Source organism: Salmonella enterica subsp. enterica serovar Typhimurium str. LT2 (assembly GCF_000006945.2).
In the GTDB taxonomy this organism is placed as follows: domain Bacteria; phylum Pseudomonadota; class Gammaproteobacteria; order Enterobacterales; family Enterobacteriaceae; genus Salmonella; species Salmonella enterica.
Map to the genome: position 1 here is coordinate 3,126,628 of NC_003197.2, position 12,219 is coordinate 3,138,846.

The 12,219-nt window shown below is 52.9% G+C and carries 11 protein-coding genes, 1 pseudogene and 16 other annotated features; of the genes and pseudogenes, 8 read left to right on the top strand and 4 right to left on the bottom strand.

Features of this window, described 5'->3' with window-relative positions; all coding sequences use genetic code 11:
• The first annotated feature begins 54 nt into the window (after positions 1-54).
• Positions 55-63: a -35 signal (putative -35_signal for fucP; RegulonDB:STMLTH004569), on the top strand.
• A gap of 15 nt (positions 64-78) precedes the next feature.
• Positions 79-87: a -10 signal (putative -10_signal for fucP; RegulonDB:STMLTH004569), on the top strand.
• 163 nt (positions 88-250) lie between these two features.
• From fucP to fucR, 5 genes and pseudogenes are all read left to right on the top strand, one after another.
• Positions 251-1,567 (top strand): annotated as a pseudogene (gene fucP / locus STM2975) (pseudogene; frameshift; fucose permease).
• Positions 1,568-1,586: 19 nt separating this feature from the next.
• Positions 1,587-1,592 (top strand) — a ribosome-binding site (putative RBS for fucI; RegulonDB:STMS1H003028).
• The gene (fucI, locus tag STM2976) for an L-fucose isomerase (protein NP_461895.1) occupies positions 1,587-3,374 on the top strand. Within the gene, positions 1,599-3,374 belong to an annotated coding region; the region does not span the whole gene. It overlaps the preceding feature by 6 nt.
• Before the next feature lie 88 nt (positions 3,375-3,462).
• Positions 3,463-3,468: a ribosome-binding site (putative RBS for fucK; RegulonDB:STMS1H003029), on the top strand.
• Positions 3,463-4,893, top strand: a protein-coding gene (gene fucK / locus STM2977; protein NP_461896.1) for an L-fuculokinase. Within the gene, positions 3,475-4,893 belong to an annotated coding region; the region does not span the whole gene. Its footprint overlaps the feature before it by 6 nt.
• Positions 4,882-4,887: a ribosome-binding site (putative RBS for fucU; RegulonDB:STMS1H003030), on the top strand. (Overlaps the previous gene by 6 nt.)
• The gene (gene fucU / locus STM2978) for a conserved protein of fucose operon (RefSeq protein NP_461897.1) occupies positions 4,882-5,317 on the top strand. Within the gene, positions 4,895-5,317 belong to an annotated coding region; the region does not span the whole gene. The genes fucK and fucU overlap by 12 nt, the downstream gene beginning before the upstream one ends.
• 43 nt (positions 5,318-5,360) lie before the next feature.
• Positions 5,361-5,366: a ribosome-binding site (putative RBS for fucR; RegulonDB:STMS1H003031), on the top strand.
• The gene (gene fucR / locus STM2979) for a positive regulator of the fuc operon (RefSeq protein ID NP_461898.1) occupies positions 5,361-6,085 on the top strand. Within the gene, positions 5,375-6,085 belong to an annotated coding region; the region does not span the whole gene. (Overlaps the previous feature by 6 nt.)
• Positions 6,086-6,143: 58 nt before the next feature.
• Here fucR and ygdE read toward each other — a convergent pair.
• The 4 genes from ygdE to ygdI all read right to left on the bottom strand — a co-directional run bounded on the left by ygdE (position 6,144) and on the right by ygdI (position 9,154).
• The gene (gene ygdE / locus STM2980) for a putative SAM-dependent methyltransferase (protein ID NP_461899.1) occupies positions 6,144-7,257 on the bottom strand. Within the gene, positions 6,144-7,244 belong to an annotated coding region; the region does not span the whole gene.
• Positions 7,237-7,644, bottom strand: a protein-coding gene (ygdD, locus tag STM2981; RefSeq protein NP_461900.1) for a putative small membrane protein. Within the gene, positions 7,237-7,632 belong to an annotated coding region; the region does not span the whole gene. Before ygdD ends, ygdE begins: the two co-directional genes overlap by 21 nt.
• Positions 7,252-7,257: a ribosome-binding site (putative RBS for ygdE; RegulonDB:STMS1H003032), on the bottom strand. (Overlaps the previous gene by 6 nt.)
• Positions 7,639-7,644: a ribosome-binding site (putative RBS for ygdD; RegulonDB:STMS1H003033), on the bottom strand. Its footprint lies within the gene ygdD.
• A gap of 6 nt (positions 7,645-7,650) precedes the next feature.
• The gene (gene gcvA / locus STM2982; RefSeq protein ID NP_461901.1) for a regulator of gcv operon occupies positions 7,651-8,680 on the bottom strand. Within the gene, positions 7,651-8,568 belong to an annotated coding region; the region does not span the whole gene.
• Positions 8,569-8,574: a ribosome-binding site (putative RBS for gcvA; RegulonDB:STMS1H003034), on the bottom strand. (Overlaps the previous gene by 6 nt.)
• Positions 8,637-8,667: a protein binding site (putative binding site for GcvA, RegulonDB: STMS1H000198), on the bottom strand.
• Positions 8,653-8,661: a -10 signal (putative -10_signal for gcvA; RegulonDB:STMLTH004570), on the bottom strand. (Overlaps the previous feature by 9 nt.)
• Positions 8,672-8,680, bottom strand: a -35 signal (putative -35_signal for gcvA; RegulonDB:STMLTH004570).
• Positions 8,681-8,914: 234 nt before the next feature.
• Positions 8,915-9,154, bottom strand: a protein-coding gene (gene ygdI / locus STM2983; RefSeq protein NP_461902.1) for a putative lipoprotein. Within the gene, positions 8,915-9,142 belong to an annotated coding region; the region does not span the whole gene.
• Positions 9,149-9,154 (bottom strand) — a ribosome-binding site (putative RBS for ygdI; RegulonDB:STMS1H003035). (Overlaps the previous gene by 6 nt.)
• 170 nt (positions 9,155-9,324) lie before the next feature.
• Positions 9,325-9,330: a ribosome-binding site (putative RBS for csdA; RegulonDB:STMS1H003036), on the top strand.
• Between ygdI and csdA the strand changes: the two genes are divergently transcribed.
• The 3 genes from csdA (at position 9,325) to STM2986 (ending at position 12,170) form a co-directional block, all read left to right on the top strand.
• Positions 9,325-10,540 (top strand): putative selenocysteine lyase gene (csdA, locus tag STM2984; protein NP_461903.1). Within the gene, positions 9,335-10,540 belong to an annotated coding region; the region does not span the whole gene. (Overlaps the previous feature by 6 nt.)
• Positions 10,520-10,525 (top strand) — a ribosome-binding site (putative RBS for ygdK; RegulonDB:STMS1H003037). Its footprint overlaps the gene before it by 6 nt.
• Positions 10,520-10,983, top strand: a protein-coding gene (gene ygdK / locus STM2985) for a putative SufE protein probably involved in Fe-S center assembly (protein ID NP_461904.1). Within the gene, positions 10,540-10,983 belong to an annotated coding region; the region does not span the whole gene. Before csdA ends, ygdK begins: the two co-directional genes overlap by 21 nt.
• Positions 10,984-11,277: 294 nt before the next feature.
• Positions 11,278-11,283 (top strand) — a ribosome-binding site (putative RBS for STM2986; RegulonDB:STMS1H003038).
• The gene (locus tag STM2986; protein NP_461905.3) for a putative integral membrane protein occupies positions 11,278-12,170 on the top strand. Within the gene, positions 11,283-12,170 belong to an annotated coding region; the region does not span the whole gene. Its footprint overlaps the feature before it by 6 nt.
• Positions 12,171-12,219 lie beyond the last annotated feature (49 nt).

Sequence of the window (12,219 nt, forward strand, 5' to 3'; positions counted from 1 at the left end):
TTTTTTAAATTAAACATCTCAAACGGTCATTTTTTATGAAAATTAAAGTGATGATAATCACAGAACGCTATGCTCTCAGGTATAAATGTGACCGCCATCATATTAAAAGGCCTTTTTTATTTGAAAATGACTCCATGAGTTCATTCCGGACGCCAATTTATTACCGGTAAGAAAAGCGAACTCACCTAATTTTACGGTCTGGTGACCAGAACCGACCGCACGCAAAAGCTTCTGAACCGATGAGGATGCTATGGGAAACACAACAATACAAACACAGAGTTTTCGTGCTGTGGATGCAGAGCAAAGCAAAAGCAAGCGCTACATTATTCCATTCGCCTTACTTTGCTCGCTATTTTTTCTGTGGGCCGTCGCCAATAATCTGAATGACATTTTATTACCGCAGTTTCAACAAGCTTTTACGCTAACTAACTTTCAGGCCGGGCTTATTCAGTCAGCCTTTTATTTCGGTTATTTCGTCATTCCAATTCCCGCTGGGATTTTGATGAAAAAACTCAGTTATAAAGCAGGGATTATCACCGGACTTTTTTTGTATGCTGTTGGCGCCGCATTATTCTGGCCTGCCGCCGAGATAATGAATTACACATTGTTTTTAATTGGCCTGTTTATCATCGCCGCCGGTTTAGGCTGCCTTGAAACTGCGGCCAACCCTTTTGTTACGGTATTAGGTCCAGAAAGCGGCGGACATTTCCGGCTTAATCTGGCGCAAACTTTTAACTCCTTTGGCGCTATTATCGCCGTTGTGTTTGGGCAAAGCCTTATTTTGTCTAACGTGCCGCATCAATCGCAAGAAGCGCTTGATAAAATGACGCCGGATCAGCTTAGCGCCTATAAACACAGCCTGGTGTTATCGGTACAAACGCCATACATGATTATCGTCGCCATCGTATTAGTAGTTGCGCTACTGATTATGCTGACCAAATTTCCGGCCCTGCAAAGTGACGATCATAGCGATGCTAAACAAAGCTCTTTCTTATCTTCTCTCTCCCGACTCATCCGTATCCGCCACTGGCGCTGGGCGGTGCTGGCGCAGTTCTGCTACGTGGGGGCGCAAACCGCCTGCTGGAGCTATCTGATCCGCTACGCCATTGAGGAGATCCCTGGAATGACGCCCGGTTTCGCCGCCAATTACCTGACCGGCACGATGGTGTGCTTCTTTATCGGCCGTTTCACCGGGACCTGGCTTATCAGCCGCTTCGCGCCGCATAAAGTGCTGGCCGCCTACGCCCTGTTTGCCATGCTCCTGTGTCTGATTTCCGCCTTTAGCGGCGGACATATCGGCCTGCTGGCGCTGACGTTGTGTAGCGCATTTATGTCAATCCAGTACCCGACCATCTTCTCGCTGGGTATCAAAAATCTGGGACAGGACACTAAGTACGGCTCGTCTTTTATCGTCATGACCATCATTGGCGGCGGTATTGTCACGCCAGTAATGGGCTTCGTTAGCGACGCCGCAGGCAAAATCCCGACCGCCGAACTGGTTCCGGCATTGTGCTTTGCCGTCATCTTCATTTTTGCCCGTTTCCGTTCACAAGCGGCGACAAACTGAACATTTATCCGAATAACGTGAGGAATCTGTCATGAAAAAAATCAGCTTACCGAAAATCGGTATCCGCCCGGTGATTGATGGACGTCGTATGGGCGTACGCGAGTCGCTCGAAGAGCAAACCATGAACATGGCGAAAGCGACGGCGGCGCTCATCACCGAGAAAATCCGCCACGCCTGCGGGGCTCAGGTGGAGTGCGTCATTGCGGATACCTGTATTGCCGGAATGGCGGAATCCGCCGCCTGTGAAGAAAAATTCAGTAGCCAGAACGTGGGCGTGACCATTACCGTTACGCCGTGCTGGTGCTATGGCAGCGAAACCATTGATATGGACCCGATGCGTCCGAAAGCCATCTGGGGCTTTAACGGCACAGAGCGTCCTGGGGCGGTTTACCTTGCCGCGGCGCTGGCGGCGCACAGCCAGAAAGGCATTCCAGCGTTCTCCATTTATGGCCATGACGTGCAGGATGCCGACGATACCTCCATTCCTGCCGACGTCGAAGAAAAACTGCTGCGTTTTGCGCGGGCAGGGTTAGCGGTAGCCAGCATGAAAGGCAAAAGCTACCTCTCCGTCGGCGGCGTGTCGATGGGGATCGCGGGTTCCATTGTCGATCATAACTTCTTTGAATCCTGGCTGGGCATGAAGGTGCAAGCGGTAGATATGACCGAACTGCGCCGCCGTATCGATCAAAAAATTTATGATGAGGCCGAACTGGAGATGGCGCTGGCGTGGGCGGATAAAAACTTCCGCTACGGCGAAGATCAGAACGCCTCGCAGTATAAGCGCAATGAAGCCCAGAACCGCGCGGTGTTAAAAGAGAGCCTGCTGATGGCGATGTGTATTCGCGACATGATGCAGGGCAACAAGACGCTGGCGGACAAAGGGTTAGTTGAAGAATCGCTGGGCTACAACGCCATTGCCGCCGGCTTCCAGGGCCAGCGCCACTGGACCGATCAATACCCGAATGGCGATACCGCCGAAGCGCTGCTCAATAGTTCTTTTGACTGGAACGGCGTACGCGAACCGTTTGTCGTCGCCACCGAAAATGACAGTCTGAACGGCGTAGCGATGCTGTTCGGCCATCAACTCACCGGTACCGCGCAGATATTCGCCGACGTGCGAACCTACTGGTCGCCGGAAGCCGTAGAACGCGTCACCGGCCAGGCACTCAGCGGCCTGGCGGAACACGGCATTATTCACCTGATTAATTCCGGTTCTGCCGCTCTGGACGGTGCCTGTAAACAGCGCGACAGCGAAGGCAAGCCGACCATGAAACCGCACTGGGAAATCAGCCAACAAGAGGCGGATGCGTGTCTGGCGGCCACCGAATGGTGCCCGGCGATTCACGAATACTTCCGCGGCGGCGGCTACTCATCCCGTTTCCTGACCGAAGGCGGCGTACCATTCACCATGACCCGCGTGAATATCATCAAAGGCCTGGGGCCAGTACTGCAAATCGCCGAGGGCTGGAGCGTCGAACTGCCGAAAGCGATGCACGATCAGCTTGATGCCCGCACCAACTCTACCTGGCCTACTACCTGGTTTGCGCCGCGTCTTACCGGCAAAGGCCCGTTTACCGATGTCTATTCGGTGATGGCGAACTGGGGCGCTAACCACGGCGTACTCACCATCGGCCATGTAGGGGCGGACTTTATTACTCTCGCCGCGATGCTGCGTATCCCGGTATGTATGCACAACGTGGAGGAGGCGAAGATCTACCGTCCTTCCGCCTGGGCGGCTCACGGTATGGATATCGAAGGCCAGGATTATCGCGCCTGCCAGAATTATGGCCCGCTGTATAAACGTTAATGCGGCTTAGGCCGGTGGCGCAGGTTTACCGGGACTACGGGCGCGTGAACCGTAGGCCGGATAAGCGTAGCGCCATCGGGCGGCGTTTATGGAGTTATCTATGAAACAAGACGTTATCCTGGTTCTCGACTGCGGTGCGACAAACGTTCGGGCGATCGCCGTTGATCGCCAGGGGAAAATTGTCGCCCGCGCCTCAACCGCTAACGCCAGCGACATTGCCGCAGAAAATAGCGCCTGGCATCAGTGGTCGCTGGACGCCATCCTGCAACGTTTCGCCGATTGTTGCAGGTCACTCTCCAGCGCCCTGTCGGAGTGTGTTGTTCGCGGTATTACGGTGACTACGTTCGGCGTCGATGGCGCGCTGGTCGATGCGCAGGGCAAGCTGCTCTACCCGGTCATCAGTTGGAAATGCCCGCGAACCGCTGCCGTGATGGAAACGATTGAGCGCTTTATCTCGCCCCGGCAATTGCAGACGCTCTCCGGCGTCGGCGCGTTCAGCTTTAACACGCTGTATAAACTGGTCTGGCTTAAAGAGAATCATCCGCGCCTGCTGGAACAAGCTCACTGCTGGCTGTTTATCTCGTCGCTGATTAACCACCGTCTGACCGGCGAGTTTACGACCGATATCACTATGGCAGGCACCAGCCAGCTCCTGGATATCCATCAGCGCGACTTTAGTCCGGAAATCCTGCAGGCGACGGGCCTGGCGCGCCGCCTGTTCCCGCGTATCGTGGAAGCGGGCGCCCCGATAGGCACGCTACAGACAGACGCGGCCAGGCTACTCGGTCTCCCGGCGGGTGTGCCGGTGATCTCTGCCGGACACGATACTCAGTTCGCGTTATTCGGCGCTGGCGCGCAGCAAGGTGAACCGGTGCTCTCCTCCGGAACATGGGAGATTCTGATGGTGCGCAGCGGTCAAGTGGATACCTCGCTGCTCAGTCAGTATCCGGGCTCGACCTGTGAACTGGACAGTCAGTCGGGGCTTTATAACCCCGGAATGCAGTGGCTGGCCTCCGGTGTACTCGAATGGGTACGAAAACTGCTGTGGACGCCGGAAACGCCATGGCAAACGCTGATCGACGAAGCGCGCGCTATTCCCGCTGGCGCGGAAGGCGTACGGATGCAGTGCGATCTGCTCGCCTGCCAAAATGCAGGCTGGCAGGGCGTGACGCTCAATACCACCCGCGGCCATTTCTATCGCGCCGCGCTGGAAGGCCTGACGGCGCAACTTCAGCGTAATCTGCGCACGCTGGAGAAAATCGGCCATTTTAACGCCACAGAACTGTTACTGGTTGGCGGCGGCAGTCGCAACGCTTTATGGAATCAAATTAAAGCGAATCAGCTTGATATCCCTATCAAAGTGCTGGACGACGCGGAAACCACCGTGGCCGGCGCTGCCATGTTTGGCTGGTACGGCGTAGGCGAATTTAGTAGCCCGGAACAGGCGCGCGCGCAGGTCAATTATCAGTATCGTTATTTCTGGCCGCAAACCGAACCTGAAATTATTGAGGGAGTATGAAATGCTAAAAACCATTTCACCGTTAATTTCCCCGACACTGCTCAAAGTGCTGGCCGAGATGGGCCACGGGGACGAAATCATTTTTTCCGACGCTCACTTTCCCGCGCATAGCCTGGGCCCGCAGGTGATTCGCGCCGATGGTCTTAGCGTCAGCGATCTACTGCGGGCAATTATTCCGCTCTTTGAGCTGGATAGCTACGCCCCGCCGCTGGTGATGATGGCCGCCGTGGAAGGCGACACGCTCGATCCCAACGTTGAAGCGCGCTATCGCGATGCCTTGTCATTAGAAGCGCCGTGCCCGGATATCGTTCGTATCGACCGCTATGCGTTTTATGAGCGGGCGCAAAAAGCGTTTGCGATCGTTATCACAGGTGAGTGCGCGAAGTACGGAAATATTCTTTTAAAAAAAGGGGTAACGCCGTAATCTCTTGCCGGTGCGCCCGCATGACGCGGGCGTTCATCGAATGATGGGGTGAGAAAAATGAAAGCGGCACGCCAACAAGCGATAGTCGATCTGCTGATCAATCATAAAAGTCTGACCACCGAAGCGCTGGCCACCCGGCTTAACGTCAGTAAAGAGACCATCCGCCGCGATCTCAGTGAACTACAGACGCAGGGAAAAGTGCTGCGTAATCACGGACGAGCTAAATATATTCATCGTGAAAATCAGGACAGCGGCGATCCATTCCATATCCGCCTGAAAAGCCATTATGCGCACAAAGCCGATATTGCCCGTGAAGCGTTAGCGTGGATAGAAGAAGGAATGACGATTGCGCTGGATGCCAGTTCAACCTGCTGGTATCTGGCCCGCCAGTTGCCGGATATTCCCATTCAGGTTTTTACCAATAGCCATCCTATCTGTCAGGAGCTGGGAAAACGCGAACGCATTGCGCTGATAAGTTCCGGCGGCCAGCTTGAACGTAAATATGGCTGTTATGTTAATCCGTCGCTTATCTCACAGCTAAAATCGCTTGATATCGATCTGTTCATCTTTTCCTGTGAGGGGATCGACGGCGGCGGCGATCTGTGGGACTCCAATGCGATCAACGCCGATTTTAAATCTATCCTGCTCAGGCGCGCCTCGCAGTCTTTATTATTGATTGATAAAAGTAAATTTAATCGTTCAGGAGAGGCGCGCATCGGCCATCTGGATGACGTGACGCATATTGTTTCAGATGCGCCGCAATCGTAGACCGGATAAGCGTGCGTCATCCGGCGCTGATGACGCGCCGGACGACGGCAACGCGTTTTTATCGCTCGTCGCGACGTCCGCCAACAGCCGCCCACAACCGACGCACGTGTACCGTCACTTCTTCGCGATCGTGATAAAGCTGACGCGCCTGGATCTGCGCATTAACGCCGTGCTCATCCAACTGCGCCTGAAGATACGCCAGGTTATGCGACACCTCTTCATAGCGTTTTTTCATCGGCAGTTTAAGGTTAAAAATCGTCTCCCGACACCAGCCGTTCACCAGCCACTGCGCCATTAACGCGGTGACTTTGGCCGGCTTCTCCACCATATCGCAGACCATCCATGAAATATTATTCCGGTTCGGACGGTACCTGAAGCCATCCTCACGCAACCAGGTCACCTGTCCGGTGTCCATCAGGCTTTGCGCCATCGGGCCGTTATCTACGGAGTAGACCCACATATTGCGCTTCACTAACTGGTACGTCCATCCGCCGGGACAGGCGCCCAAATCCACCGCATACATGCCGTTCGCCAGACGTTCATCCCACTCATCTTCCGGGATGAAAACGTGGAGCGCCTCTTCCAGTTTCAGCGTTGAGCGACTCGGCGCATCAGACGGAAACTTCAAACGCGGGATGCCCATATAAAACGGTGAATTGTTATGCGCGAACGAATAACCGGTATAGCAGCATCCTGGCGCGATAAAAAAGACATGAACGACCGGACGCTTCGGCGTTTCATAATTCGTCAATACGCCCGCATCACGCAAAGCCGCGCGCAGCGGCACCGTAAATTTGCGGCAGAACTTCATCAGTTCTTTACTTTCATTGGTGTCGGCGACTTCAACTCGCAGCTCGCCGCCCTTTTCCACTACGCCCTGCAACATGCCGACAATCGGCGTAATTCTGTCTTCCGGCGGTAAATGTTGCAGCAGTTCACCCACCACAAACCACTGGCGGGCGAAAATCAGCGAACTGAACGGCAGTTCTGAAATCAGCTTTTCGCCATCTTCCGGCTGGTAGCATTCATAAATGACATAGCCTGCGTTCTCTTTTACGCGTGCAAAACCAAATATTTCCCGTTTTCCCGCTTTATCGGTAATTTCTGCAGCGCACTCTTTTTCAAACCCCGGACGGCAGAGCAATACAACTTTATTCATGGCTCGCGCCCTTACGTTTCATACGAATGGCGCCAATCAGCAATAGCGCCCAGCCCACCAGGAAACTGACGCCGCCGACAGGCGTGATATACGCCCACAGGCGCAGATGCGAAAGCGCAAGGCAGTACAGGCTGCCGCTAAACAGCACCGTGCCCAGCGCCAGAAAAACGCTGCTCCAGTAAAACCAGATGCTGATACGGCGCTGCATCGCCACCGCCAGGCCAAAGATCGCCAGCGTATGGAACGCCTGATATTGCAGGCCGGTCTGAATCCAGCCCATTTCAACCACGCCCAGGGTTTTACTCAAAACATGCGCCCCGAACGCGCCCAGAGCAACGTAAATAAAACCGCTGATAGCGGCGACAATCAGCATAAAACGGCTGGTCATGGTCATACCCTAAGTTAATTATTGTTCGTAACGAAAACGGAATTTTTCTTGCTCCGTCGCCGCCTTCGCCAAAATCCACTGACGGAAGGCGGCTATTTTACCCAGTTCTGCCTGGCTGTCATGACAAACCAGATAAAAAGCATTCTTACTCACCAGAACATCGTTAAATGGACACACCAGTCGCCCGGCTTCAATTTCCGACTGCGCCATAACATTATTCGCCAGCGCGATCCCCTGTCCGTGAATAGCGGCCTGTAGCACCATCGCGCTGTGGCTAAATATCGGCCCTTGCTGAACGTTAATATGGTTGAGCCCTAACTGACGAGTATAGGCCTGCCAGTCACGCCGGGAGGCGTCGTGCAATAGCGTGTGTTTCGCCAGATCTTCCGGCGTTTTTAACGGTTTTTCGCCTGTGAGTAATAAAGGAGAACAGACGGGCAGTAAATATTCTGCGTATAATTTTTCGACGCGCAAGCCCGGCCAGTTTCCCCGGCCATAAAAAATCGCGACATCGACATCGTCTGCCAGTTTATCTTCCTGACGGTCAACGGCTTGTATCCGAACGTCAATTCCCGGATAAGCTGAGTTAAAGCTGGAGAGCCTGGGCACCAGCCACTGGATGGCAAAACTGGGCGGTAAACTCACCGTCAGCGCCCCTTTGGCACTGCGCGCCTGGAGCTTACGCGTTGCTTCCGTGAGCTGGGAAAATATCTCTTTAATGTCGAGAAAATAGCTTTGGCCTTCTTCCGTCAGCAGCAGCGAACGATTGCGGCGGCGGAACAGTTTTAGCCCCAAAAAATCCTCAAGTGACTTAATTTGGTGGCTTACTGCGGCCTGCGTCACAAAAAGTTCTTCCGCTGCTCGCGTAAAGCTCAAATGACGCGCGGCAGCATCAAAAACGCGTAACGCATTTAAAGGAGGTAATCGTTTTGACATGGCCTCTGGACTTAATGTCGAATGAATTTAACAAATAGGTAACAACATGTAACCTATTAGTTTTTTTAATCTGAGACATTATAAATTGTCCGTTGAGGTTCTACCAGCAAATACCTATAGTGGCGGCACTTCCTGAGCCGGAACGAAAAGTTTTATCGGAATGCGTGTTCTGATGGGCTTTTGGCTTACGGTTGTGATGTTGTGTTGTTGTGTTTGCAATTGGTCTGCGATTCAGACCACGGTAGCGAGACTACCCTTTTTCACTTCCTGTACATTTACCCTGTCTGTCCATAGTGATTAATGTAGCACCGCCATATTGCGGTGCTTTTTTTTGTATAACAAACGGTTAGTTTTCCAGAGCCACCATCTCTTTCACGTCAGTACGATTGATCTGCTGTTTGTTGCCATTAGCGTCTTTATACGAAATCATACCGGTATCGTTATCGGTCTGGGGTTTACCGTCGGTCACAATGCTACGTCCATCATTGGTGTGCATAACGTAATTAGGACCGGAACAGGCGCTCAGGGCAAAAGTCAGCATACATGCAGAGATAATTGCGGCAGTCTTTTTCATCTTCTTCTCCTTAAAGCTGTTTGTGCTATTTAAAGCGGACTCCGTAACAGGCTTAAACATTCGCCTAACATTATTCAGCATAACCTCCTTTACATAATTCGCCAGGATATACAGACGATTCCGATGGTTAGGACAAACCTTGTATCAGCCGCGCTTTTACGCCACGATCGGTAAACTGAACCGAGGAATATCATGAACGCTTTTAATCCCACGCAGTTTCGCGCGCAGTTTCCCGCGCTAGCCGATGCGGGTGTTTATCTCGATAGCGCCGCCACGGCATTAAAGCCACAGGCAGTCATTGACGCCACGCACCAGTTTTATTGTTTGAGCGCCGGTAACGTTCATCGTAGCCAGTTTGCGCAGGCGCAGCGCCTGACGGCGCAATATGAAGCGGCCAGAGCAAAAGCAGCGCGGCTGTTAAACGCGCCCGATGAAAAAAGTATCGTCTGGACACGCGGCACCACCGAAGCGATCAACATGGTGGCGCAGTGTTACGCCCGTCCTCGTCTGCGCCCCGGCGATGAAATTATCGTTAGCGTCGCCGAGCATCACGCCAACCTTGTGCCCTGGCTGATGGTGGCGCAACAAACCGGCGCGCAGGTCATAAAACTGCCGCTTAATGACCGGCGTCTTCCTGATGTTGAGCGTCTGCCGGAACTGATCACGTCGCGCAGCCGGATTCTGGCGCTGGGGCAAATGTCGAACGTAACGGGCGGCTGCCCGGATCTCGCAAGCGCTATCAGCGCCGCTCACGCAGCGGGAATGGTCGTGATGGTAGATGGCGCGCAAGGCGCGGTACACTTCCCGGCGGATGTTCAGCAGCTTGATATCGATTTTTATGCTTTTTCCGCTCACAAACTGTATGGCCCGACCGGTATCGGCGTGCTGTACGGTAAGCCGGAGCTTCTTGAGGCGATGTCGCCCTGGCTCGGCGGCGGCAAGATGATCCGTGACGTTAGCTTTGAAGGCTTCACCACTCAAAGCGCTCCCTGGAAACTGGAAGCGGGGACGCCGAACGTCGCCGGGGTCATCGGCCTGAGCGCTGCGCTGGAATGGCTGTCCGATATCGATATTGAACAGGCCGAAAACTGGAGCCGCGGGCTGGCGACGCTGGCGGAAGACGCACTGGCGAAACGCCCGGGCTTTCGTTCGTTCCGCTGCCAGGACTCCAGCCTGCTGGCCTTTGATTTTGTCGGCGTGCACCACGGCGATATGGTGACGCTGCTGGCGGAATACGGTATTGCGCTCCGGGCCGGGCAACATTGCGCCCAGCCATTGCTGGCGGAACTTGGCGTCACAGGGACTCTGCGCGCCTCTTTTGCGCCGTATAATACCCAACATGATGTGGATGCGTTGGTTAACGCCGTTGACCGCGCGCTGGAACTGCTGGTGGATTAATGACAAACCCTCTTTATACCGGACACCCGTTCGGCACAACGGTAACGGAAGAGACGTTACGCGCTATCTTTCTCCCGCTGACCCAGTGGGAGGATAAATATCGTCAGTTGATTCTGTTAGGAAAACAGCTCCCCGCTCTGCCGGATGAATGCAAAGCGCAGGCGAAAGAGATAGCCGGCTGCGAGAACCGCGTCTGGCTGGGCTTTACCCGATCAGATAACGGAACGATGCACTTTTTCGGCGACAGTGAGGGGCGGATTGTCCGCGGCCTGCTGGCGGTATTGCTCACCGCGGTGGAAGGAAAAAACGCCGCCGAGTTGCAGGCTCGTTCACCGCTGGCGCTGTTTGATGAGCTGGGTTTACGCGCCCAGCTTAGCGCCTCACGTAGTCAGGGGCTGAACGCGCTGAGCGAAGCGATTGTTGCCGCAACGCATAAGGGTTGAAATAGCGTAAATATTCTGTCGCCTGACAGCGCCGCCCGCAGCGGTCAGGCGATGCAGATAAAATAATCCAGTCACTTTATTAGTTTCGGCGTCAGATTTCCCTGATAAGCATTCTTTTGATTTTTATCAGCTATCACAATGAAATTACAATGTTAGAATCCATGTTAAAACGGCGTGAAGATTTTAGAGTAAATAAAGCCACTCGATGTAGCGTAGCAGGAGAACTGGAAAATTCATACGCATCGGGTGAAGTTATAACAGGATATGGATAAGTGGAAAAATATCTGCGTAGCGGTACCATGTTTGTGGTACTGGCATTTATATTATGGGGGTTAACACCTTTATATTATCAATATTTATCAGGGGGGAATCTCGCACAAATATTGATATACCGGGTGTTCTGGTCAATTCCATTATTACTGGCAGTAAGATTGTTATTTCGGCAGCGAACGCGATTTCATGATGCCTGGAAAGATAAAAAATCTTTTTTCTTCTGCATGATCGCCGGACTTTTGATGATTGTCTCATGGTCATCTTTTATTTATGCGCTAACCCATCATCTGGTGCTTGATGCCAGCCTCGGCTATTTTATCAACCCGCTATTTGTTATTGCGCTGGGATGCATTTTTCTTAAAGAAAAACTGTCGTTGTTTCAGGCCATCGCCGTTTTTTCCGGTGTCTGCGGCCTGACTTTTCAAATTATCATGCTACGGCATTTCCCGGCGCTGGCGCTAACCATGGGATTATCATTTGCGCTATATGGCCTGGCGCGAAAGTTTATACATTATGATGTGATGACATCGATAACGATTGAAACATTATGGGCATTGCCTGTCTCACTATTAATTTTTCTCTTTAGCGATACTGGACCAATTATATCCGCTAATACTCCTTTCTTTTTGTATGTCATGACGGCGCCAGTGACGATCATTCCACTGGTATTATTTGCCATCGCGTTAAATCACACCTCGTTGATTGTCACCGGACTGGCGCAATATATAGAGCCGTCTTTACAGTTCTTACTTGCCATTATGATATTTGGCGAGCACATTAATTACGCGGAACTGCTCTGCTTTTGTGCAGTATGGTTCGGGTTGTTTCTATGCATATCTGAAAATTTATATTCCCATTATCTCCGCGCCCGTCTGAAACCGGTGTTCGGCAGGGTACAGCGCTTCTTTCGCTAACGAAGGGCGCAGGGCCGGATACGCGTCTGCGTGACACTCCGCCCCGTCC